Source organism: Massilia luteola (assembly GCF_034420155.1).
In the GTDB taxonomy this organism is placed as follows: domain Bacteria; phylum Pseudomonadota; class Gammaproteobacteria; order Burkholderiales; family Burkholderiaceae_D; genus Telluria; species Telluria luteola.
In genome coordinates, this window is record NZ_JAXOFN010000046.1 from 1 (window position 1) to 24,611 (window position 24,611).

Sequence of the window (24,611 nt, forward strand, 5' to 3'; positions counted from 1 at the left end):
CAACCGATTAAAAGACTTCCGCGCCGTCGCAACGCGATACGACAAACGCGGCCATAACTTCTCTACGGCCGTGCTTGTCGCGACAATTATTTTATGGCTCCTCTGAGATCAGTCAGACACGCCCTAGTCCGCTCTAACGATGACATCAATGCCCTCGTCTTCATAATGCTGTCACAGGCGCGGCGCATCCGCCGTGCCGTGAACGGGTTCGACGAGGACATCTATGAACAAATATGAGGCGGGCGGACGGGAAGACGGGCTGCCACTGGCGGCTGGCGTACCTTCGGACCTGCGGGATCCGCTGGCCTGCTTCCCGGCCGGCGTCGTGCTGGCCACCTGCGAACAGGACGAAGGACGGATCGGCGTGCTGGTTCGGAGTTTCGCCGTGCTGTCGCCGGCATCGGCGCTCGTCGCCTGGACGTCCGACCTGAACGCACCGGGCGCGAGCGCGCTGAGGTACGCCACCCGATGGGCTGCGCACGTGCTTGGCTACAATCAGGCGGACCTGGCCACGCAATCGGCGTCGGGGCAGGGCGACGGCATGGGCGATGCACGCGTGAAAACGGCCGTGGACGGCGTTCCCGTTCTCGAGGGCTGCGCGGCCAGCCTGTCGTGCCGGCACGTCACGTCGTTCGTATGCGAAAACAGCTTGATCGTCGTCGGCCGCGTGGTCGGCTTCGCGCGCCACGGTGTGCCACCGCTGATTCGGCACGATGGCGCCGAGGCCGTGGCGATCGACATCGGAGGCCACACGCCAGGTCAGCAGTCGACGACCGCGACATCGCTCGCTTACCTGCTTGGATCCGCCTTCTTTTACCTCTACGGCAAGATGCGCGATGTCGGTGGGCGCCTTGGTTTCGACAATATCGAGATGTTCGTGTTGACCGCGTTGGGTGAGCGGGGAGGGCGCACCCGCCAGGAAATCGAAACCCTGCTGGCCTACAGTGCCCACCCTACCGGCCTCGACGCAATGGACGATTTGGAGGCGAGCGGGCTGATCGTGTCGCGCGAGGCGGCGAATAGCGTGGTCTCCGACACGACATTCTTTCTTACGCCCGCGGGAACGGAAATCTTCGAGCGGTTCAGGCAAGCGGGGCAGCACGTGCAGTCGGATATGGAAGACCTGCTGGGCCTGCCGGAGGCAGTGGCGTTGCGCGCGCTGCTTAGCCGGTTTGCAGGCAAGATCGACGGCGGGCCCGTGGCCTGGTTGTAGCGGATACCCGCTCGCGGGGCGTGCCAGGCATGGTTGACATGCCATGCCCGGCACGCCTCAAGGATTGAGGGGCGTCTGGGTGAACGTGGTTCCCAGCCTTGCCGTCGAGTCCGTCCCGATCCATACATCGAATGTGCTGGCTTCGTTGACCCAGCCATGACCGGCGCTGCTCCAGTAGCGCAACGCATCGGGGCCGATCGTGAACCGCACGGTCTTTTTCTCCCCTGGGCGCAGGCCGATGCGTTCGAAACCCTTCAGCGCGCGCGCGGGCCGCGATGCGCTGCCGTAGCGCTGGTGCAGGTACAACTGGATTACCTGATCGGCTGGCACTTGACCGGTGTTTTCGACCTCGACCGTCGCCTCGAGCGAATCGCCGACGCGCATCGTCGATTTGTCCAGCCGCAGGTCCGTCAGCTTGAATGTCGAATAGCTCAGACCATAGCCAAACGGGAACAGTGGGCTGCTGGGCTCGTTCCAGTAGCGACGCGCCTGTTCGGACGGATCCTGGGTCAGGTTGTGGTCGTAGTAGAGCGGAACCTGGCCGACGTTGCGTGGCCAGGTGAATGGCAACTTGCCGCCGGGACTGGCATCGCCGAACAGCAGGTTCGCCGCGGCGGAGCCGCCCTGCACACCCGGGTACCACAGTTCCAGGATCGCCGGAACATGGGCATTGGCCCAGCCGATGTCGAGGGGGCGCCCGTTCATCAACAGCAGCACGATCGGCTTCCCGAGGTTGGCCACACGCTCCATGAGCCGCTGCTGGTCGCCCGGCAGGGAGAGCGACGAACGCGATGCGGACTCGCCGATCATGTCTTGTTTCTCGCCCAGGACGAGGATCACGAGATCGGCATCGCTTGCCAGCGCCATCGCCTTGTCAAATTCTTCGGCGGCGCGCTGCGGGCTCCAGGCCGGCGGCGTCTTTTCCTTGAATATCGATTCGAACGGAGACGGTGTCGTTCTTCTGATCTGCACGCCGGGAGCAACGTCGAGACGCGCGCCGGCGCCGAGCCTGGCGCGCAGCCCTTGCGCCACCGTCACCGTATCGTTCGGGTCGTGCGCAAAAACCCATGGCCCGAGCGTGTCCTGGCGCGAGTCCGCCAACGGACCGATGAGCGCGATGCGCCGGTACGCCGACGGGGACAGCGGCAGCAGATTGCCTTCGTTCCGTAACAGTACCGCCGCGCGTTCCGCCGCGATGCGCGCCGCAGTCTCGTTCTCCGCCTTGTGTCCGGCAACGTCGCGGGCTTTCGCTTCGTCGATGTACGGGTGCTCGAACAGGCCGAGCTGGATCTTCGTCGCCAGGATGGGGCGCACCGCCGCATCGACCTCCGCTGCGCTGATGGTTCGCGTATCGAGCGCCCCGCTCAGGTGCGTGTACGCACTCGTATAGCTGGCCATTTCCATGTTGACCCCCGCCTGGAACGCACGGACCGCGGCGTCCCGGTTGTCGCGCGCATAGCCGTGCGGGACGAGATCGTTCACCGCGTTGTTGTCGCTGACGACGAAGCCGCCGAAGCCCCATTGGCCGCGCAGTACGTCACGCAACAGCCAGCGGTTTGCCGTCGCCGGCACGTCGTTCAAGTCCATGTACGCGCTCATGAGCGAACCCACTCCCGCCTGGACCGCGGCGCGAAACGGCGGCAGGTAAACGTTTTGAAGCTGGCTTTCCGACAGGTTCACGGCATCATGATCGCGGCCGCCTTCGCTGGCGCCATAGCCCGCGAAGTGCTTGGCCGTCGCGAGGAGCCGGTCGGGCGTGCCCAGGCGTGGTCCCTGAATACCACGCACCTGCGCCGCCGCCAGTACCGCGTTGAGATAGGGATCCTCGCCGGCGCCTTCGACGATACGCCCCCAGCGCGGGTCGCGTGCGATGTCGACCATCGGTGCGAAGGTCCATTGAACGCCGCCCGCACGTGCCTCGGCCGCGGCGATCGCGCACGCTTGTTCGACGAGCGCCGGATCCCACGACGCGGCCATGGCGATCGGCACGGGAAAGATCGTCCGGTAGCCATGAACCACGTCGCTGCCGAACAGCAGGGGGATGCCCCAGCGCGATCCCTCGACGGCAAGATGCTGCAGCCGGTTGATTTCCGCCGGATCTGTCACGAATAGCACAGCTCCCAGTTTCCCTTCTTGTACTTGGCGGTCGAGCTTCGACGAGCGCCGGAACTCGAACAGTTGATTCAACTGGCCCAGCTTTTCGGCGCTGCTCATCTTGCCCAGCAACGCATCGGTTCTCGCGAGCGTCACGTCCGAAAAGAGGACGGGCGCTGCCGGCGCCGCGCCGGCTGTGGCGAGGCCGTATGCCGCGATAGCGCACGCGACATGCCGCAGGAACGGGTGTCGATGCGGGTGTGCAAAGTTGTTTTTCGCGAGGTTCATCATGATGGTGAAGTCTTCAAGGTGAGAATGGCACGCGTTACCGGCCGGTCGAGCCACGGCCCGGCGCGTCGTGCAATGCCAGCCGCCGATCGGTTGCCGGCTGCGCGGCAGTCGCGTGGCGATGATCGTCCGTGCGGTCGGGATCATGGCGCCGCCGTTACGACGCCGGCCACGCGACCGGCCATCGTCGTCCCTCGTGATGGCGACGGACCGCAAAGCACGGCAGAGCCTGTGAACCCCGCGGTTACCGGCAACGGGAGCGAGCGAAGTCCGGGCGTCCGCTCGAGCCGGCCGCGCAGCGGGACCATATCGATCGCCGCCACGAGGCAGCCTGTCGCATTCCAGGACAGTGTCTTCCGTCCCGCGCGCGCCGAACGCGCCCTGGAATCAGGATCTTGCATCGATTTGTCGGGCAAGAATCGCGGCGACACCTCCGAATGCCGGGTATGCGGCCGTGATGACGTAACACGGGATCTGCGCCAGGTAGGCGGCGAGGCGGCCCTTGCCTTCGAATCGTGCGCGGAAGCGGGACCGGTCGAACCGTTCGCCCAGGCGGGGGACGATGCCGCCGCCGATGTAGATGCCGCCCTGGGCGCCTAGTGTCAACGCCAGGTTGCCTGCCACGGCGCCCATCACGCCGCAAAAGACGTCCAGGGCTTCATCGCAGACGGCACATGCGCCGGACAAGCCACGCTGCGTGATCTGTGCCGCGGCGAGCGGTTCGACCGCGCGACCGTAGCGCTGGGACAGCGCACGGTGGATGAGTTCGATACCCGCACCGGACAACAGGCGTTCGGCCGACACGTGCGCGAACTGGCGCCGCGCGAATCGGAGAATGTCGACTTCCGTCTCGTCGACCGGGGCGAACGTGGCGTGGCCGCCTTCGCCGCGCAGCGCAGCCCAGCGCGCCGGCCCACCATCGATACCATAGCCGGGGATCAGGCCGGACACGCCAAGGCCGGTGCCGGCGCCGATGAGGCCGAGCGGCGCGTCCGGTATCGGCTCGCCGCCGCCGATCCGCCGTTTGCCCTCATCCCCGAGATACGGCAGCGCCATTGCGAGTGCAGAGAAGTCATTGACGACGACAAATGTGTCGAAGCCCATCCTGCGGCCCAGTTCGGCGATCGAGAATTCCCAATGGTGATTGGTCATGCGTACGATGTCGCCCACGACCGGGGTGGCGATGGCGATCGCCGCATGGCGCACCGCCCCCGCCGACGCAACGTGCGGCAGGGATAGATAGGCCGTGAGTGCATCGGCCAGCGAGCGGTTGCCGGCGCAGGGCAATACTTCGATATGCTCGGTACGTCCGGGACCGGTTTCCAGCGAGAAGCGGGCGTTGGTGCCGCCGATGTCGGCCAGGAGGCGAGGACTGTCGTGACGAGGCGCTGCCAGGGATTGTGTGGATGAGATGGACCTGCTTGTCATGGCTTCCGATGGCGTTGTGTTTGATCGCATCGGTTGGCTCGTTTCGGGCAATCCACCGACGACTGGACGGTGAGCAGGTTGCGCGTTATCGGGTGCGGTCGCATCGTCCGTTCAGACGGTCCCCTGTCGCTGGTAACGCGTCATACTTCCTCCAAGGAACCCGATGACATCTCCCCGACCGTCCGCAAGTGGAGGATCCACGGCGGCGGCGGGTTGGTCGAAGCGGCACAGGGGGCCTCGTCGTCATCAGGATGTCGATCCGCGCGCCCAGAACAAATTCCCACCGATTAGGAAGTAAATATGTTTCGCACCAAAGCAGCTTTTCGCTTCACCGTCATCGTCGCAGTCGGACTGGCTTCCGTTCTCGATATCGGAGCGTGTCCCCGGGCCTTCGCTGCCGATCGGTTCGCCACGTACGCCAATCCCGTCGACCTGCCGTATCGATATCAGTTTCGTTCCTTGAGGGAGGCGGCGGATCCGACCGTCGTGCGGTTCAAGGACCGCTTTTGGCTGTTCGCTTCCCATTCCAAAGGGTATTGGTGGTCCTACGACCTGCGGCACTGGGAGTTCGTGGAACCGACCGGTTTTCCCGTCAACCGCTACGCGCCCACTGCCGTCGTCATGGACGGCAAGTTGTTCATGACCGCGAGCGAGAACACCCCGGATATCTGGGTCACCGACGACCCGCTGACCGGGACCTGGACGAAAGTCGCCGACATCAGGCCGGGTTATAACGACCCCTGCCTCTTTCTCGACGACGATGGCCGGCTCTACATGTACGAGGGTTTGAGCGGCACCGACACGCTCCGTGTCTATGAACTCGATCGGACGACGTTCCAGCCCGTGCGGAAAGCCGACGTTCCCGCCTCCCGCGACAAGGCGGCGCGCGGTTGGGAAGTCGTTGGCGACAACAACGAGATCGAGAGCGCGCCGAGTTTCGTCGAAGGCGCATGGATGACGAAATACAAGGGCACCTACTACCTGCAATACGCCGCCCCGGGCACGGAATACAAGACCTACGCGGACGGCGTCCTGACCTCGACGAGCCCGTTGGGGCCTTTCAAGTACGAACCCTACAGCCCGTTCTCGTTCAAGCCGACCGGCTTTGCCGCCGGCGTAGGACACAGCAGTACGTTCCAGGGAACCGACGGACAATGGTGGCATATCGGGACGATGACGATCTCGAAGCGCTTCAAGTTCGAGCGACGCCTGGGCCTGTTTCCTGCCGCTTTTTCGGAGCGGGGCGAACTCACCGTGGACACTTACCTGGGCGATTATCCGCGCTACATCGACGGCAAGCGCGAGCTGACCGGCTGGATGCTCCTGTCGCGCCACAAGCCCGTCACCGTCTCGTCGACGCTGCCCGGTTACCCCGCGGAGAACGCGGCCGACGAAGATATCCGCACGTGGTGGTCGGCCGGATCCGGCGATGCGACGGAGTGGCTGAAGATGGACCTGGGCGCCATGAAAACCATCGAAGCCGTCCAGCTCAATTTCGCTGACCAGGATAGCGCGGGCCGGGGCATCAGCCATGACGTCTATCGGTACGTCGTGGAAGGGTCGGACGACGGGGCTACGTGGCGAACCTTTATCGACCAGTCGACGGGCGGCCGTGATGCGCCGCACGATTACCGGGTGCTCACGAAGCCCGAACGTGCCCGTTATCTCCGTGTCCGGAACGTCCACATGCCGGACAACGGCAAGTTCTCCCTCTACGACTTGCGCGTGTTCGGGCACGGCGACGGCGCGCGACCGGACATGGTGACGGCCGTGAGCGCAACGCGGCAGCGCGGCGATGCGCGCCGCGCGACGATCTCGTGGAAGCCCGCCGGCAAGGCCGATTTCTATGTCGTTCGGTTGGGTGTGCGGCCGGATCTGATGAACCAGAATTTCCAGGTCTACGACGGCGCGCACGCCGCGAATGTGGGCAGCCTGAACGTCGGGCAGAAGTATTACGTGGCAGTCGATGCCGTCAACGAACGCGGGGTGACGAAGGGGAAGGCGAGCGTCATCATTCCGTGACACGGCGCGCTCCGGCATGCCCGTGTCCGGCCAGATCGCCGGCGTGGTGCGCCGAGGTTCGGCACCGGCCCGACCGCACGCGGCAAATCGGCAAGTTGAGGTATGAGGGTCGTCAGGGCAGGCTTTTTCAGGCCGATCATCGTCTCGTCCGGACTGTTGGAGATGCCGGTCCTTGGCGGGTTGGATCGTGTTCGCAGCATGGCCGGGATCCGCCTTTTTCTAAACTCGCAGGTTCAGTATTGCTTGACGTGTGCCGGGCGCCGGCTCATAATTATACTTATTGGTTTAGTTATCCTGCGCGTCGAGAATGCGCGACGACCTCTGCCGGATCGAGTCGTGCTGGACGACCGGACAACCGAGCGAATTTATCGTGGAGACTGCGCGAATGGCCATCGTGATTTCAAAGGATCGGCGGGACGAAGCAATCGCTTCGCTCCAGCGATATGCGGACGAGTACCTGGACGACAGGCTGGGCAATTTGGCCGCTGGATCGCTGCTCGACTACGTCATTGAAGAAATCGGTCCGCTGATCTATAACCAGGCGGTACGCGACGTCCAGGAACGCCTGCAAGCGCAGGTCATGGAAGTCGACATCGAGATTCACGAAGACGAATTTCAGTACTGGCGAAAGCAGGGGCGGTCGCGCAAAGTTCGTTGATTCGCTGGCCTCGACACGCCATCGCACGAAGGGATCACCAGGCCCAGCGGGCCGCCATGAACAGCATGACGACGTCGTCGGCGGCCGCCAATGCTTCTTCCTCGCTCGGGCCGCGACCTGCCTCCTGAATATTCCATCCCGCGACTGAGTTGACCAAGTGTCGAGCTACCGCCTCGGCGTCCCGCACGGGAATCTTGTCGCGTGCGGCAGCGGCTTCAATCTCGGCGCGTATCGATGCCACGTTATACATGTGCCCTTGCTCGTGCATGAGCCGGGCCAGTGTCGGGAGACGGTCGGCAAGAACGAATCCAAGCTTCATGAATCCCTGGACCGCGGGCGAGCGCATCGCGACTGCCATCGCGCGCATGTGCACGCGAAGTCGAATGCCGATGTCCTCGGGAAGAGGGGGGATCTTGTTCGACGTGTCGGCCGACCACTGCTGTATCTGGTCTTTGATCACAGCTTCGAGCAGAACCTGCTTGGACGGAAAGCGGGCATACAGCGTCGTTTTGGACAAAGGTACTGCTCCAGCGATCGCTTCCATCGACACCGCATCGAAGCCATCTCGCAGGAACATTTCACTGGCTGCTTTCAGGATGTCGCTGTCCAGTGCGTTGGCACGCGCGATTGATGGGCGTCCTCGTCTGGTAGCCCCCCGGACTGTTTGCTGATCCATAAATCCCGATATTTTATCCGACAGGGAGTCGTTGTTGATGTCGCCACGTGCGTCAATACGATGCGAAGCGGCGGCTTATCGGCGCCTCTTGAGACGTCGGCGTCCTCTCGTGCGGACGCTAAGTTGAACGTTCTCGTTCATTTTATCAGGATTTTTCCGCCGAAAGTCGATGGCGGCTCAGGTTCACGTCCTTCATCCCGGCATGAAAATACGGTTTTCATCTGCTCAGGGGTTGCCGTATTGCCATTATTTCTACGGTGATGCGGTCGCAGCGTTTCATTCCTGTGATTAGTAGATGGTTTTGCGATGCTCAAGGCAAAAATACAACAGAGCTTATTGACAGCAGTCAGCTGTAGCGACGTAAAATGAACTAATACGTTCAATAAAGCGATCGCCGGGTGTTCCTTGTCATCTTCGCGGATGTTGCGGTCGACGTCAGTTCAGATGTTTGCAGGCGACCGGAGTCTCTTTGGTAGCGATGTTTTGGTACATATGTTGAAAAACGATTCATCCACGCCTGAGGGCTGCAACACTGGTCAAGGCCGATTTTTCGGTTTTGTCGTGTAGCGCTCGCAATATGCCGACTGATACCGACGCCAGGATCAAGAAGTGCCGCAGCCGTTTCAGGAAATTCAATAAATAAAAAATTATTTTTATTTTCGTAAATGCCGTGTCTCTGGGGCGTCGACGCCAAACAGGAGACCATATTTACCAAAGACCGCGATGCCGCGCGAGCAAAGCTGATCGGTCACAATAATTAACAACGGAGACGTAAATGCAACCCATTCAATTCAGCGCGATCATCATGACGTTGGGATGCCTGATTTCAGGACAGTCTTTAGCGCAGGCGACGACTGCCGGGCAGGGCGGAGTTGTCACGACTGCAAAAGCAGGCGCCAAACTTTCCAGTGAATCCGAAGTCGGAGAGCTTCTCGACAATCCGGCCGCAAAAGCCGTCCTGATCAAGCACGTCCCTGCATTGGCGCAGGATGACCAAATCGAACTGGCTCGCAGCATGTCGTTACGATCATTGCAGCAATATGCGCCGGATGACTTAAGCGATCAACTGCTGGCAAAAATCGATGCGGACCTGGCGCAACTGCCTGCGAACCCGGCGCCGGGTTCGGCCAATAATCGACCCTGATTCGAAAGAAGGCGCCGGCAATTGCGACCGGCTGTTGTTCGAGCGGGCGGACGAGCTGGTGGAAGGCCGCCGTTACATGCGAGATGCGTTACTGGTGTTTTTCCTGAATGCCAGCGGAGTCAAACAGTTACAGTTTTCGGAGATTTAACGTAATGAATGGGTATCGCCGTTTCAGTCAGGGTTCCAGTTTCAAATTGTCCCTTTGCGCCGCGGCTCTGGCCGTTGCATTTCCGATCCACGCCCAGGAAGTTCCAGCAAAACCCGGAGAAATACAAGAGGTTGTCATTACTGCATCGAAACGTAAAGAAAGCATTCAGTCTGTCGCGATGTCGGTCGATGCCGTGACGGCATCCACGATTCAAAAAATGAATGTCAATCAATTTGCGGACCTTGAAAAGCTGAGCCCGGGCCTGGTACTGGATCCGGCGGATGGCAGGGGGCAGAACATCTCGTTGCGCGGCGTGTCGTTTGATCCCGATACTGGCGCGAGCCCGACGGTGCAGGTGTATTGGAACGAAACGCCTATTTCCACTTCCGACGCCTTCCGCAGCATGTTCGATATCGCTCGCGTCGAAGTACTCCGGGGTCCCCAGGGTACTTTGCGGGGACAGACTTCGCCGGCGGGTGCCATCACTGTTGCGACCCAGCTCCCGAACCTGGATGGTACCGAGGGAATGATTGCCCAGACATGGGGAACGCACAGCTTGTGGAACACGCAAGCCGCGGTCAACCTGCCGTTAATCAAGGGGAAGTTCGCCGTACGTGTGGCGGGCGTCTACGATCATAGTTCGAACGATGTGCACAACGTTTCGAATGGCAGGGACAACGGCGATCGCTCTCACGGCGGCCGCGTCTCTGTACTTTACCAACCGCTCAAGAGCGTCGAGATCCAGTTCGTACACCAGGAACTCACGGATAAGAATGTCAACTACCCGGTGAGCGTCGGTGCGCCGGTTGCGGGGCAGGCCGTCGGTCCGGTTCTCGGCGCGGGCGATCGTACGTCAGTAACGGAAGGAGATTACGAGTTCCATAACCGCGCAAAGCTCACTTCATTGAACGTTACCTGGAATCTCGGTACGCACAAGCTGAGCTATATCGGCGGTTTCCAGCAAAGCAGAGAAACCGACGATCGCGATCAGGATATCACCAACGTCATCGCCAACTACAGCAATACGCAAGTCGTCAATATTTCGAGCAAGCAGCTCACCCACGAATTACGTTTCGAGTCCACCGACAACGGCTTCTGGAACTACATGTTCGGAGCATATTATGCGAAAAACAATAGTTCGACGCGATTCACCCAGCCATTCGCCTACTTCTATCCGAGCCCATACGGCGCACCTCAGACGGTCACGATCGAAGGTTTCAGCGCACCTGGCACGTTTAGCCGCGATACCGCCGTCTTCACCGACCATCGCTTTGCTCTGAGCCAACGCGATAATCTCGAATTCGGTGCTCGCCTTCAACGAAATCAATCCTATTCGCAGCAATTTCTTGACGTCTTCGGCAATGTGTCCGCGTCTTTGCCGGAAGACATGGCCAATCTGGATAATAAACACTGGACTGGATCCGCGAGCTATAAGCACAATTTCAAAAAAGACCTGATGGCATACATCAGCTATGCCGGCGGCTACCGGGCGGGCGGCGCCGTCGGATTCGTGACCGCACCGGGACTCGATCCGAGATATATCACTTACAGACCGGAAAAAACGAATTCGATCGAGCTCGGCATCAAGTCGTCGCTGCTTGATCGCCGGCTGACGTTGAACGCCGACGTTTTCCAACAAAATATCAAGGATTACATCGCACGTGCCAATGGGATTTATGTGCGAACGGCTGCAGCGCAAGGAGAACCATCGGGACCTGGCCTGGGCGGGACCTACGCGGCGGACGCGGGCACCGGTGCAATCAACCTGAACACGAATGGCGATGTCGTCACACGCGGCGCCGAGGCGACCGCAATCTGGCGAATCATGCCTGAGTGGCGTGCACAGCTCTCGGTCAGTTATGTCGATGCGCATTACAAAAATGCGATGCTGTACTGCAATGATAGTAATAACGATGGCACGCCGGATAACACCGCCGCGTTTGTTCAGCCAGGAAGACAGATTTCCTTATGCCGTAGCAGCCGTCCGCTAGCCGACGGCAATGGCAACGAAGCGGGAAAGCTTGGGATGACATTGCAGTCGGAATATGCCCGCGATATCGGAAATATGGAAGGTTTCGTTCGCGGTCTGATGCGCTACGCTTCGCCCGGACACAATCAGATCTTGAACCGGGATATTGCCTCGTTTACGCCTGTCGATCTTTACGTTGGCGTCAGGGATCCAGGACAGCAATGGGAACTGAGCCTGTGGAGCCAGAACGTTTTCAACCGATCGCTCGATCGGGGCGGCGCCGTGACGTATCAAGGCGGCTTCGGCGGCGGTTATCAGCGGATCGCAACGCCGGAGCAACGAAAAGTCGGTGTGACGTTCCGTTACAACTTTGATAGTTAAAAAATGGCGGGAAGCGCCGGTCGGGTCCAACCTGGCCCGACGGTAGCGCCGCTCCGGGCCGTATCGGACGCGCTGTCAGAGCAGAAGTACTTTCGATGAGGGCCGGTCAGCGGTCCGGGCAGGGAGGGACCCCGGACAAATCCCAGTAATGGAAATCGCCAGGAACGTCCAGCATGCCTCGGCTATCCGGGAAAGCGCTGCGACCTTCATGACGCTTTTGCACCGCGGCTTGGGCCGCATGAGATCGATCGTCGCGGCATCGCATTACCGCCGCTGACAATCGAAGAACACAATAATATCGGAGAAGAGATGCGTTTCAATCGGAGAGGCTTCCTGTCCTCGATGGCGTCGCTGGCGGGCCTCGCCGCGATGCCTGCCGGCGCGGCCAACAATACGGGTACCTATCGGCGTGTATTCGTCAATCCTCCCAACGGCGCCAGGCCGTGGGTCCGGTGGTGGTGGCCTGGTGGCGCGGTCAGCGATGGCGAGCTGCGCCGCGAAATCCAACTGCTGAGCCAAACAGGATTTGGCGGGGCGGAGATCCAGGCGTTCAACCCAGCAATCCCGAAACTGACGAAAGAAGAACGGACACGGGTCAACGACTACGCCAACGAGAACTTCTTTTCTCACGTGAAAACCTGTACCGACGCGGCACAGGAAAATGGCCTGCAAATCGATTGTACGTTTGGCTCGGCCTGGCCTTCCGGGGGCGGCTTCGCTATTACGCCTGAGCTCGCTTTGCTTGAACTCACGCCCGCGTTGACGAGCATCCGTGTCCCGTCGGCTCAAGCGATCCGTGTAAAGATTCCGGATCACACGCGCAAGTTCGGAAGCATGTCGTCGCTGGACTCGAGAAACAATGATCCACGGGCGAAGGATTGGCGGGGCCGCATCCTGGCGCGCCAGAAGCTGATCGCGGTCGTGGCCGTCAAAGGAACTGCTCCTGTATTGGCGAACGACAAAAACTATCGCACCGCGGTCGTCAAGGCCGCCGGCAGCCTGGAAGAGCCTGTCGGTATCGTCCTGACCGATAAGCTGGGACCAGACGGGGTGCTCGACTGGACGCCGCCAAGCCAGGGCGACTGGCAGATCATCGTATTCAAGCAATTCGTTGTCGATAGCTCCGTGATGGCAGGTGTGGGCGAAGGACCGCAACTGGTGCTGGACCATTTCAAGAAAGCCGCCTTCGATGCCCACGCGCGGCGCGTCGGCGAGCCGCTGGCCAGGGGCGGGAGCGCCGCACGAGCGTTACGCGGTACATTCGTCGACAGCCTGGAACTCATGCCCGACATATACTGGTGTGAAGACCTGCTGGCGCAGTTCATGTCGCGGCGTGGGTATGACCTGACGCCTTTCCTGCCGCATCTTCTACAGCCGGGGTGGATGGAAGCATGGAACGCCCACGCCTCCTTGCCGTACTTCGATGGCGGCGACACCGGTGAGCGAATTCGCGCCGATTATCGGTTGACTGTTTCGGAATTGCTGATTGAAAATTTTTGGCGTCCGTTCGTCGAGTGGAACCACCACCACGGATTAACGGCACGTGTACAGGCCCACGGCGGACCAAGCGATATCTTGCACGCCTACGGCCTCGCGGACATTCCCGAAACCGAAGATCTCGAGGGCGGGGGAAATACCCATTTCATGCGCCTTGCCCGGGCCGCGGCAAACCTGTATGGCCGCAAACTGGTCGGTTGCGAGAGTTTGTGCTGGCCCGGCCAGTCGTTCGAAATCACGCCGGCGAAATGGCTTGCACGGGTCAATCTGCTGTTTGCCAGTGGGGTCAATGCCATCGTCATGCATGGCTTTCCCTACGCATTGCACAAGGATTCCTGGCCTGGCTGGTATCCCTTCGCCCCCAGCCCCTTCCTGGCCGGTTTCAGCAGCATGATCAATGAGGCGAATCCCTTATGGAATGCGATCGCTAGTCTCAACGGCTATATCGCCCGCATTCAAGGGCTGCTGCAGAGTGGTCGCAACGTGGTCCCGGTGGCCGTCTATTTCGGCGAGATCGGTTATTTCCATGGCATCGAGCCGACTACGACGGATGAACTGCTTGAAAGCCTGCTCAACGACGGATATGACTACGACCGGATCAATGACGACAGCATTCTGAAAAGCAGGGTGACCGGCAGGGTCCTGCGGACCGAGGGTGGCGGCCAGTATGCCGCCCTCGTTCTCCCCGCCCGCACCGGGTTGCGTGCAGCCACGGCCGCGCAGCTGGCGCGGCTCGCCAAGGCAGGGTTGCCGATCTTTTTCGTCGACTTGCCGCCACTGCGCGACGAAGGGTATCGCGAACAGGAGCAGCAGGACCAGCTCGTGCGACAGGCCGTTCAGTCGAGCCTCGACGCCGGCGCGCACATCGTTAAAGGCCCGCTCCCGCTGGCGCTGCGCCAGGCTGGAATTCGCGCGAACCTGCAATTTAACAGCGCTCCCTGCCTGTTTATCGAGAAAGACCTCGACGGCCACGCGGCCTACTTTTTTCACAACCCCAAAGATCAACCCATCAGCCTCAGTTTTACCACGCGGGCAAAAGGGTATCCAGAATTGTGGAATGCATTCGACGGCACTCGCGAAGGCCTGAACGTCGCCCGCGCCCGAGGGGAGACGGTCGTCAAGCTCGACATCGGCGCCGGGGCGGGCGCACTGGTCGCATTTACCGACGAGCCTCTCAAGGCCCCACCGGTCTGGACGGCTGCCGCAACGATCGACCTGAGCGGACACGGCTGGACGCTCGACGTGCAAGGGCATAAGCATGGCGGTAAGCAGTTCAGCAAGACGGTGGCATTGGGCCAGCTGAACGACTGGGGTGCAATTGCCGACCTTGGCGACTTTTCCGGCCAGGGCACCTACCGCGTGGACGTGACGCTACCGCCGGCCTGGCTGCAGGCGGGGCATGAGATCGACCTCGAGCTTGGCATCGTTCACGACATGGCGACAGTTTCTGTCAATGATCGAAAGGCGGCGACGCTGATTTCGCCCCCGTTCAACGCCAGTCTGTCGACACTGTTTCGGGCGGGGCGCAACACTCTCGCGATCACTGTTTTCAATAGCCCGACCAACGCAATGATCGATTCCAAGCTGCCGGGATTGAAGAATCTGAAGCCGCAACCGGCAGGCTTGCTGGGGCCGGTAAAACTTGTTCTCAAACAAAAGCGGAAAGCATCATGAGTCAACGTAAGCTAAAACTGGTTTCGGCCGCCGTGGCCGTCGTCGTGTCGAACATGTCGAACGCGCAAGCGCCGGTTCAGAGCGTGGATGCCCGCGCCATGTCGATCGTCGATCGGCTGACGCTGGACGAGCAACTGAGCCTGTTGCGAGGACTGTTTCCTGCATTCCAACGAAAGGACTTGCCAGCCGATGCACTGATCAGCGCGGGTTATGTGCCGGGAATCGAACGTGTCGGCATGCCCTCGCTGCGCGAGTCGGATGCCGGCCTCGGCGTGGCAAACCTGCTCAACATGAGGCCCAATGACGGCGCGACCGCATTGCCTTCCGGGTTGTCGACCGCGTCGACCTGGGACCCGGCGCTTGCCTTTCAAGGCGGCGCGATGATCGGTTCCGAAGCGCGGGCAAAAGGATTCAACGTATTACTGGCCGGCGGCGCGAATCTCGTACGCGATCCACGTAATGGAAGGAACTTCGAATATGCGGGTGAAGATCCGCTGCTGTCGGGAGTAATAGTCGGGAACGCCATCGCCGGGATACAAAGCAATCATATTCTTTCGACGATCAAGCATTTTGCCGTGAACAATCAGGAGACAGGGCGAAACGTGCTGAGCGCGAAGATCAGCGAAGATGCGATGCGCGAATCGGATCTGCTGGCCTTTCAGATTGCGATCGAAACGGGCAAGCCAGCGGCAGTGATGTGCGGATATAACAAGGTCAATGGCGTTTATGCCTGCGAGAACGATTTTCTGATAAATCAGGTTCTCAAAGGGGACTGGAAATATCCGGGCTGGGTGCAGTCCGATTGGGGCGCGGTGCACAGCAGCGCGCCGGCCGCCTTGGCCGGCCTCGATCACCAATCCGGCTATATCCTGGATCCAAAGCCCTTCTTTGGTCCGCTACTCAAGGAAGCGGTGGCGAACGGCCAGGTGCCTGCGCAACGTATTCGCGACATGAGCTTCCGGATCGTACGTAGCGTGGTGGCGACAGGGCTGCTGGATCATCCCGTGGCGCCCACGGCCCAGCCGATCGACTATAGCGCGAATGCGGCCGTCAGCGGTCGGACCGCCGCTGCGGGCATGGTCCTCCTGAGGAACGAGAAAGACATCCTGCCGATCACCGATCAAGTGAAATCCATTGCCGTGATTGGAGCGCATGCGGACATTGGTGTGCTGTCGGGTGGCGGGTCATCGCAAGTGCGCCCGGTCGGTGGGCCGGCCTTGGAAATCAAGCCGGCCGGCGCCGTCGCAGCGTTTTCGAGAATCACATATTTTCCGTCGTCGCCGCTCAAGGCCTTGGTTCAGCGTTTCCCGGCAGCGAAAATCACGTATATCAGCGGGGACGATATTGATGCGGCAACGGACCTCGCCAAAGGTTCCGAGCTCGCCATCGTGTTCGCCGATCAGTGGACCGCAGAAAGCGAAGATGTGCCAACCCTGAATCTGCCAGGAAAGCAGAACGAATTGATTCAGGCAGTCGCGTCGGCGAATAAGAAGACGGTGGTTGTTCTGGAAACGGGCGGACCCGTGTTGATGCCCTGGATCGATAGTGTGCCGGCGATTCTGGAGGCATGGTATCCGGGGTCGGAAGGCGGAAAAGCGATCGCTGGCGTCCTGGCCGGCGACGTCGACGCATCCGGACGTCTTCCGGTGACGTTCCCGAAGAGCGAAGCCCAATTGCCGCGGCCTACGATTCCCGGACTTGCGGCAAAGACCAATAGCAAGGGCGAAACGACATACGGGTTGACCGCCGGACTGAAAAGTTTCGATGTGGATTATGACATCGAAGGTTCGGATGTTGGCTATCGCTGGTTCGAGCGCGAAAAAATCAAGCCGCTGTTTCCCTTCGGATTCGGCCTTTCGTACACGCGGTTTACGTATGGACGGCCGACGTTGGGTGGCGAGGATGGGCTGACCCTGACGTTTTCCGTTAAAAACGTGGGCCGCAGGACTGGCATCGATACGCCACAAGTCTATGTGGCGGTGCCGAACCGGGAAGGAAAAACGGTATCTCGCCTGGCTGGATGGGCCCGTGTCGCTCTCGAACCGGGCGAGTCTCGAGTGGTGAAGGTACGCTTGGAACCTAGGGTGTTGGCCAATTTGGACAAGGAACTGCACAAATGGGTGATCAAGGGAGGACGTTATCAGGTCTCGTTGTCTCGCTCTTCCGCTTCGCCGCTGTCGCAAGTCACCCTTGGTTTGAAGCCGCTGACCATGTCGCCCTGACTGTTGACGATATTGGGCTGACACGCAAGTCCACTTGTATGCGATCAACCCGGTGGGGTTTTGACCGGAAACGATGACTTTGGATGCAGGCGCACTATCGGATCGGGCCAGGCACATGAACATGCGCTGGCCCGTTTCGTTGGGCGCTAGAACCAGGTCGCCATCGGCGCTCTCGTCATGTCCGGCCTGTCTCGGATCCCGATCTGCCGTCTCAGGAGGTAGTTTTGTCAAACATAAAGCCAATGCGAACAGGGCATGCCGCAGTGCGCAAGCCAAGGTTATTTTTTTGCGTGCTTTCGACGCTCGCGCTCGTGTACCCGGTGTCCGATGCAAAGCCGGTGCAAAATGCGCGGAACGCCGGCAATGCGCCCTCGCTGTCGCAGGCACTTTTTATCAACCCGCCGCACTCCGTTCGTCCGCTCTATCGTTGGTGGTTGCCGCTAGGGGCCACCGATGATGCGGAGCTCAGGCTCGAACTGGAACAGATGTCTCTGGCTGGCGCCGGTGGTGTCGAAGTCGATCCGATGCCGGTTCCGGGCCCGCTGGGGTTGAGTGGGCCGTTCCTGGCGAAATATGGCTGGGGGAGCGCCGAATGGACGCGAACCCTTCAAACCGTCTATTCCCATGCGCCGCGACTGGGCCTCGGCGTCGATATGCTGGTATCGCCGATGTATCCGATTGCGCTTCCCACCAACCGGGGCATGAACGATCCGTCCCTTGGCCAACAGCTGATATTCGGGGCCGAACAGCTGCAGGCAGGCGCTTCGCGCACCGGTTTGTTACCGATGGCCAGCCAGGCGGCGCCCAGCGTGTCTGCGCAAATCTGCGCACCGGCGTTGAAGGGGGACAACGCCCTTGCGGTTGGCTCGACTGTCGGGTTTGCGCCGGGCGACGTGGTCAGGGTCGGGCCCGCCGGAAGCGGCCCGACGACGACGATCCGCTCGATCTCGCCTTCGCTGACGGCGGCCTGCACGCCTTTGTTGCTGCCCGCGTCAGCTGGAAGCACGGAAATTTTTGTCGCGGATTCTCTCGGGAATCTCCTGCCCGGCGCTGACATAACCGTCGGGTACGGCGACGAAAAGGAAGCCGCCACGATCGCCTCGGTCACCGCGGAGAAAAAAGGTAGCAGAATCACGCTCGCGCGCGCTTTGCGCCGCGCTGTTACCGCCGGTACCATCGTCTCCAGGACGCCTGCCAAAATGGTTCTGGACAAGGCCCTGGCAAGCGACAGCTTGCCAACGGATGTCGTCACCAATGAGGCCAGGACGACGCTCGTCGCGGTAGTGGCCGCGGAATGCGCATCCACCGATTGCCCCAGCACCGGCGGCAAGCGCATCCTTGATCCGGCATCGGCGATAGACCTGACCAGGCAGGTTGGTTCGGGCGGCGAATTGACCTGGACGGCCCCGGCTGGCAAGGCGCCCTGGTGGCTCATCGCGTTCTATCAAACGGCGGATGGGCAAACCGTCGCCGGACTGACGCCTTCCTCGCCGGATTACGTCATCGACTATATAGGTCGACAGGGTATGGACGCGCTGAACCGCTTCTACCATGACGCGATTCTCACGCCTGCGCTCAGCGGAAAAATCCGCAAGAGCGGCGGGGCGCTCTTCGAAGACTCTTATGAGCCATCGAACACCGTGAAGTGGACCTGGAACTTCCTCGGCGAATTCGAGAAGCGCCGGGGCTATTCCCTGACGCCATATCTGCCTGTGCTGGCCGGCGGCGGGATGGGCGCACAACAAGGCTATTTCGAACTGGCGGGTGTATCCGACCGGATCCGGGAAGATTATCGGCAGACCTGGTCTGATCTCTACCGTGACAATCACCTCAAGCCATTCCATGCCATGGCACATGGACTCGGGCTGAAATCGCGTGTGCAGATCGAAGGCGGGCCGATGGAAGTTGCCGATCTCGCCCGGATCGTAGACATTCCCGAAGGCGAGAACAGAAATTTCCTCAACAATACTGAGCTCTTCAAAGTGATCGCCGTGGGCGCGCAGCTGCGTGACATCGAAGGTGTGGTCAGCAGTGAATGCTGTCCGATCGCCGGGGGAACCTGGGCGACGACGATGGGCGGACCCCCTTTTACCATATCTCAAGGGACGGGAGCGTCCTTCGGCGGCGCGGGAAACAACGCGAATCTGAACTGGGTGTACAAGGCGTTCCTGGGTGGCGTCAACCAGCTCGTGTGGCACGGCTTTCCGTACAAGGAAACGCCGAAAGGAACCGGCGAGAGATCGGTCTGGCCCGGCAATACGTTCGACGGGAATACACAGTTTTCCGAAGCATTCGGGCCGCGCATGCCGCAGTGGCAGGATCTTGCCCACGTCAATGACCACCTCGCCCGGCTTCAGTTGATTTTGCGCCAGGGGAGGCCGCAGTACGACGTAGCGATCTTCTGGCACGATTTTGGCGTAAAGGGCATCGCGCCAAACGTGACGCCTTACACCGGGTATCCGGGTTTGAGCAACATGCTTTCAACCACCTCGCGCCTGGCTGGTGCTGGCTTCACGTACCAGTATGTCTCGCCGGCCTATATGAGCGATTTGGCAGGACAAGGCGCAACACCAGGCAACTGGAAATCGCTCGGCTTCAAAGTACTGGTCGTGAATCGCCAGTCGGTGATGCCGGCCACCAGTCTGAAGAACGTGCTGCGATTGACGACATCACGGCGAGTTCCGGTAATTTTCGTTGGCACCCGGCCGGGACGGTCGCCTGGCCTGGCCAACAAGAATACCGATACCGATGTTCACAGGCTGATGCGGGAATTCGACGGCCTTGCCAAGCAGCCTGGCCCGACCGTATTCTTCGTGGAGAACGACACCGATCTTGCGTCCTTGCTCGAACGCTTATCAATAAAACCGGCTGCCGCGCATCTTTCCGATCCCGATTCCAGCGCAATCATCAGCCTCCGCCGTCGCGCCCGGGGCACGGACTATTACGTCCTCTTCAACCAGGGAACGACCCGGGTATCGCAGACCATTTCCCTGGAAGGTAATGGCAGACCGCTGGAACTGCGAACCTGGTCGGGTGAGATGGTGCCGCTCGGGATGTTCAAGGCGGCAAATGGTCGAGTTGACGTCCCTGTCGAGATCGGGCCGAACGACATCAAGGTGATCGCTTTAGGGAACGATGTGGCTGCCTCGGCCGCCATGGCGGCGCATGCGGTCAGCACCGATGGTGGCGAGGTGTTGTCTTCAGCAAAAGGGTTGGTGCTGAGGACACAAAAGCCGGGGAATTTTAGTACGCTTCTCGCAGATGGTCATCGTGTGGACAGCGAGGTGCCGCCGTTCAAGGAATCGGTCACGCCGGACCATTGGACCGTGACAGTCGAGAGCTGGCTTCCCGACGGTACCGGCGAGGCTGGCGTCGAGCATACGAAGCGGGTGTCGACGTCTGCGATTCCGGTCATGCGGCACCAGGACGGCACCCTGTCCGACTGGGCCGAACTCGGCCTGGCGGACGTCGCTGGCCTGGGCGTGTATCGCGCGTCGTTTGACTTTCCCGGGCAACCGGGAACGGGCGCCTATCTCGACCTGGGCAAGGTGGTGGATACGTTCCAGGTTTCGATGAATGGGAAGTTGATCGCTGGTCTCAATTACCAGGATCCTTCGAAAATCGATGTGGGGCCCTACCTGCGCGCCGGGAAGAATGAACTGGAAGTGCGCGTCGCGACGCCTCTTCGCAATGCGGTTGTAAAAGCGACGAATGGCGACCCCAGGACCCGGACATCGAATGGCCTCATGGGCCCGGTCGTCGTGAGACCTTATGTCGACAAGGTCGTTGCGGGCGCGGCTCCGTTGACGGTCGCCGCCGCCGGGACGCGTCAGGTACACGCGTTGCAGGTGCCTGTTCCAGCAGCGCCGGTCGATGCGGGTCAGGGCGACGCCGCGGCGATTCGCCTGCCGGCGCCACCGCCGGGGCCGGTCCAGGAGGTCTGGGAGGGCGCCGACGGCGGCGGGCGGAGGGTTCGCAACGTGACCCGGGGAACCCTGACGCCGGTGCTGCCGCCGCCCGGGCGCGCTTCCGGCGCCGCCGTGATCGTCGTGCCCGGTGGCGGCTTGATGATGTTATCGATCGATAACGAAGGCTACGACGTAGCACGTTGGCTCGCCGAGCGTGGCGTCGCCGCGTTTGTCCTGAAGTATCGTCTCGTTCCCACGTCGGCCGATCCGAAATCGTTCGACCGCGAGATGGCAGCCAAGATGGTAGCGATCATTGTATCGAGCAAAACCGGCGCGTCGTCCGGCGACAATGCCGAGCTTGCCCCTGCCGTCGAGGATGCGCAGGCCGCGCTTCGCTACGTCAAGGCGCATGCCGGCAGCTTTGGCGTCGATCCTGAACGTGTCGGTATGCTCGGCTTTTCGGCAGGCGCCCGGATTACGCTGGCCGCCGCGATCGCGGATGACGTCGCTGGCCGGCCAAGGTTCGTCGGCTTGATGTATGGCGCCATGCGGGCGGTTGCTGTCCCGGAAAACGCGCCGCCGGCTTTTCTGGCCATCGCCAACGACGATCCTCTGTACGGGAAGAACAGCGGCCTCGTTGAAGCATGGCGTGCCGCGAAGCGGCCGGTAGAACTGCACCGTTACGAGCGCGGCGGCCATGGTTTCGGCATGCGTGAACATGGCACCACTTCCGACCACTGGAAGGATGAATTTCTTTGGTGGCTGCAGGCACGCGGCGTACTGCGCCCACTGCCTTCAGCCGCGTTGTCCATTACTAATGCTGATCACCCGGAGAAAAAATGATCAGAATTTTCACCGTGCTGCGACGCGCGGTAAGCTTGGCAGCAGGCTCGCTTACCGCCGCTCTCGTTCTTTTGTTTCTCCTGCCTTGCGCGAGGGCCGCCGTCCCGGACCCTGTCTGGATCAGCCATCCTGACGTGGACGGCAAGTCGTCGGTGGTCCTGCACTTGCGCCGTAGTCTGGATCTGGCGGCGAAGCCGAATTCACTCATGGCTCAGGTCAGTGCCGACAACCGTTTTATCTTGTACGTCAACGGAGAGCGTGTGGCGAGCGGCCCTGCCACCAGCGACCTGGCACACTGGCGTTACGAGCGCATCGACCTCGCCCCTTTTCTACGGGTTGGCAGCAATGAGATCGCCGCGGTGGTCTGGAATTTCTCGACGCCGTCGGGGCCGTTGTCGCAAATCAGTGCGCGCACGGGCTTCTATTTCAAGGCAGAGGACGATACATATGCCGCACTGAACAGCGGCCCCGGATGGAAGGTCAGGCTGGATCGTGGCCATCGATCGGAATCGGGCTTCGGGCAGATAAATAAGCAGCTCAAAGGTCGGTATTACGTCGCGAGCGCGCCCGAAACGATCAACGCGGCCACTGCGGATTGGAACTGGGCGACTGGATCGCTATTGCCGGATGGCGGCTGGCGCGACGCGGTCGCGGCGATCGATCCGGCGCGGCCGGTGCCATGGACGCTCACTGCCGATCCACTGCCCGAGATGGCATACGCCAATGTCGACAGCGGACAGGTGGTTCGCACCGACCTCGCCGCGGCGCAAGTCTTCCCGCAGCGTCCGGTTACGATACCGGCCCGGCGTCACGTCAAGATCCTGATCGATCGCGGCGACATGGTGGCTGCTTATCCGGTGTTGTCGGTCGCGGGCGGGCAGGGCGCCGTCATCAAGCTCACTTACGCCGAGGCGCTATATGACGCCAACAACAAAAAAGGCGTTCGCGACGAGGTGGGCGATCGGGTCATCAAGGGAATCTACGATACGTTCGTCGCGGATGGCGAGGCGCGCACTTTCGAAACCCTGCGCTGGCGGGTCTGGCGTTTCGTCGAAGTCGATGTGCAGACCATGGAAGCGCCGTTGACATTGCAATCGCTGCGGACCTGCGAAACAGGTTATCCGTTCCAGCAGCATGCAAGTTTCCGTTCGAACGATCCGGCCTTGGACAGGATCTGGAACATCGGCTGGCGTACGGCACGGATCGACGCGCACGAGACGTACATGGATTCGGCGTATTGGGAGCAGTTGCAATACGTCGGCGACACCCGTCTGCAGGCACTGATTTCGTATGCGGTATCCGGCGATGCCAGGCTGGCGATCAATGCGATCGACGCGTTAGGGTGGCCCGACCGTGAGGGCGGCCTCACCGAAGGCGCTTATCCCAGCCGTGGCCGCAACGTGATCGCCCCGTTCTCGCTCCTCTGGATTGGCATGATCGACGACTACTATCTGCGCCAACCCGATGTGTCGGTCGTGACGCGCAATTTGCCGCGGGCCCGCCGGGTGCTGGACTGGTATGCCAAGTACTTGCATCCGTCAAATTTGCTTGGCAAGAATCCCACCTGGAATTTCGTTGACTGGATCGGGCAGACAGCCACACAACGCGACGTATTCCCGAGCTACGATGGCAACGATGAGTCCTGCCTGACCACGTTGTTTTATCTCGGCGCATTGCAGCAGATGGCGCGCATGGAGCGCGACGTCGGCGATCCGCAGGCCGGTGTTGACGACGCTTCCCGCGCCGCGGAGATCAAGGCTTCCCTACGTGCCAAATGCTGGAGTCCTTCCCGTGGGTTGTTCGCCGACGATCCTTCGCTCACGAAGTTCTCGCAACACGGCAATGCACTGGCGATTATCTACGACGTGGCCACGCCCGAGGAAGCGCGCGCGATCATGCCGCGCATCACCACTGGACAAGGGATTGCCGCGCCTGAAGGTGTCATCCCGACCAGTTATTATTTTGCCTGGTATCTTGCGCAGGCAAGTGTGCACGCGGGGCTCGGCGACCAGTACTTGACGTTGCTGCAGACCTGGCGCGACCTGTTGTCGTTGAACTTTTCGACATGGCCCGAGGAGCGTGGCGACACCCGGTCCGATACCCATGCGTGGAGTGCCCATCCGACCGCGGATCTGCTCGAGGTCGTCGCCGGCGTCGGTCCTGCGGCACCCGGCTACAAACGCGCCCGGATCACGCCTCATCTCGGCACGCTCACCCAGCTGGACGCCGTCGTGCAAACGCCGGCAGGTCCGGTTTCCGTGTCATATCGGGTCGCCCGCGGCAAGCTCATGGCGACGATCAACCGACCAGAGACCCTGCCAGCCGTATTTTCCTGGCGGGGTCGTGACTATCCGTTGAAGGAGAAATCGACGTCGCTACGCCTGCCCGCAAAGTAGCGTGAAGCAAAACGGCTCGCCACAGGCGAGCCGTTCGTCATTTCCATTGG

General features: G+C 61.1%; 12 protein-coding genes and 1 pseudogene. 10 read left to right on the plus strand and 3 right to left on the minus strand.

Annotated elements, in window-relative coordinates:
* Both U9J41_RS27295 and U9J41_RS27300 read left to right on the plus strand, forming a co-directional pair.
* A pseudogene (locus U9J41_RS27295) lies at window positions 1-106 on the plus strand (IS5-like element ISDge16 family transposase); the annotation flags it as partial.
* Window positions 107-223: 117 nt separating this feature from the next.
* Entirely contained in the window at window positions 224-1,213 is a 990-nt protein-coding gene (locus tag U9J41_RS27300) for a flavin reductase (protein ID WP_322405314.1), read from the plus strand.
* A gap of 57 nt (window positions 1,214-1,270) precedes the next feature.
* Here the strand turns inward: U9J41_RS27300 and bglX are convergent, their stop codons facing one another.
* Both bglX and U9J41_RS27310 read right to left on the minus strand, forming a co-directional pair.
* Complete coding sequence (gene bglX, locus U9J41_RS27305; RefSeq protein WP_322405315.1) at window positions 1,271-3,742, minus strand: beta-glucosidase BglX; 2,472 nt, start codon at window positions 3,740-3,742, stop codon at window positions 1,271-1,273.
* A gap of 240 nt (window positions 3,743-3,982) precedes the next feature.
* Window positions 3,983-5,074: a glucokinase gene (locus U9J41_RS27310; RefSeq protein WP_322405317.1), complete on the minus strand. Its 1,092-nt coding sequence runs from the start codon at window positions 5,072-5,074 to the stop codon at window positions 3,983-3,985.
* A 249-nt stretch (window positions 5,075-5,323) separates the two neighbouring features.
* On the opposite strand from U9J41_RS27310, the gene U9J41_RS27315 reads away from it, so the two are divergent.
* A complete protein-coding gene (locus tag U9J41_RS27315; RefSeq protein ID WP_322405318.1) occupies window positions 5,324-7,045 on the plus strand; it encodes a family 43 glycosylhydrolase in 1,722 nt (573 codons plus the stop codon).
* Between the two features lie 385 nt (window positions 7,046-7,430).
* On the plus strand, window positions 7,431-7,703 hold the full coding sequence (locus U9J41_RS27320) for a DUF2164 domain-containing protein (RefSeq protein ID WP_322405337.1): 273 nt from the start codon (window positions 7,431-7,433) through the stop codon (window positions 7,701-7,703).
* A 34-nt stretch (window positions 7,704-7,737) separates the two neighbouring features.
* Here the strand turns inward: U9J41_RS27320 and U9J41_RS27325 are convergent, their stop codons facing one another.
* Window positions 7,738-8,379, minus strand: coding sequence for a TetR/AcrR family transcriptional regulator (locus U9J41_RS27325; RefSeq protein ID WP_322405319.1), 642 nt, complete (start codon window positions 8,377-8,379; stop codon window positions 7,738-7,740).
* Window positions 8,380-9,154: 775 nt separating this feature from the next.
* On the opposite strand from U9J41_RS27325, the gene U9J41_RS27330 reads away from it, so the two are divergent.
* The 6 genes from U9J41_RS27330 to U9J41_RS27355 all read left to right on the plus strand — a co-directional run bounded on the left by U9J41_RS27330 (window position 9,155) and on the right by U9J41_RS27355 (window position 24,561).
* Window positions 9,155-9,523, plus strand: coding sequence for a hypothetical protein (locus U9J41_RS27330; protein WP_322405320.1), 369 nt, complete (start codon window positions 9,155-9,157; stop codon window positions 9,521-9,523).
* A 152-nt stretch (window positions 9,524-9,675) separates the two neighbouring features.
* A complete protein-coding gene (locus tag U9J41_RS27335; protein WP_322405321.1) occupies window positions 9,676-12,021 on the plus strand; it encodes a TonB-dependent receptor in 2,346 nt (781 codons plus the stop codon).
* 309 nt (window positions 12,022-12,330) lie between these two features.
* Entirely contained in the window at window positions 12,331-15,192 is a 2,862-nt protein-coding gene (locus U9J41_RS27340; protein ID WP_322405322.1) for a glycosyl hydrolase, read from the plus strand.
* Window positions 15,189-17,414, plus strand: coding sequence for a beta-glucosidase family protein (locus tag U9J41_RS27345; RefSeq protein ID WP_322405323.1), 2,226 nt, complete (start codon window positions 15,189-15,191; stop codon window positions 17,412-17,414). The genes U9J41_RS27340 and U9J41_RS27345 overlap by 4 nt, the downstream gene beginning before the upstream one ends.
* Before the next feature lie 290 nt (window positions 17,415-17,704).
* A complete protein-coding gene (locus tag U9J41_RS27350; RefSeq protein WP_322405324.1) occupies window positions 17,705-22,165 on the plus strand; it encodes a glycosyl hydrolase in 4,461 nt (1,486 codons plus the stop codon).
* Window positions 22,162-24,561: an alpha-L-rhamnosidase-related protein gene (locus U9J41_RS27355; protein ID WP_322405325.1), complete on the plus strand. Its 2,400-nt coding sequence runs from the start codon at window positions 22,162-22,164 to the stop codon at window positions 24,559-24,561. The genes U9J41_RS27350 and U9J41_RS27355 overlap by 4 nt, the downstream gene beginning before the upstream one ends.
* The last annotated feature ends 50 nt before the right edge of the window (window positions 24,562-24,611 follow it).

What these genes read in the sequence shown, in the direction of transcription:
- U9J41_RS27300 (WP_322405314.1), top strand. Translation starts at nt 224, where the DNA reads ATGAACAAATATGAGGCGGGCGGACGGGAAGACGGGCTGCCACTGGCG.
- bglX (WP_322405315.1), bottom strand. Translation starts at nt 3,742, where the DNA reads ATGATCCCGACCGCACGGACGATCATCGCCACGCGACTGCCGCGCAGC.
- U9J41_RS27315 (WP_322405318.1), top strand. Translation starts at nt 5,324, where the DNA reads ATGTTTCGCACCAAAGCAGCTTTTCGCTTCACCGTCATCGTCGCAGTC.
- U9J41_RS27320 (WP_322405337.1), top strand. Translation starts at nt 7,431, where the DNA reads ATGGCCATCGTGATTTCAAAGGATCGGCGGGACGAAGCAATCGCTTCG.
- U9J41_RS27325 (WP_322405319.1), bottom strand. Translation starts at nt 8,379, where the DNA reads ATGGATCAGCAAACAGTCCGGGGGGCTACCAGACGAGGACGCCCATCA.
- U9J41_RS27330 (WP_322405320.1), top strand. Translation starts at nt 9,155, where the DNA reads ATGCAACCCATTCAATTCAGCGCGATCATCATGACGTTGGGATGCCTG.
- U9J41_RS27335 (WP_322405321.1), top strand. Translation starts at nt 9,676, where the DNA reads ATGAATGGGTATCGCCGTTTCAGTCAGGGTTCCAGTTTCAAATTGTCC.
- U9J41_RS27340 (WP_322405322.1), top strand. Translation starts at nt 12,331, where the DNA reads ATGCGTTTCAATCGGAGAGGCTTCCTGTCCTCGATGGCGTCGCTGGCG.
- U9J41_RS27345 (WP_322405323.1), top strand. Translation starts at nt 15,189, where the DNA reads ATGAGTCAACGTAAGCTAAAACTGGTTTCGGCCGCCGTGGCCGTCGTC.
- U9J41_RS27355 (WP_322405325.1), top strand. Translation starts at nt 22,162, where the DNA reads ATGATCAGAATTTTCACCGTGCTGCGACGCGCGGTAAGCTTGGCAGCA.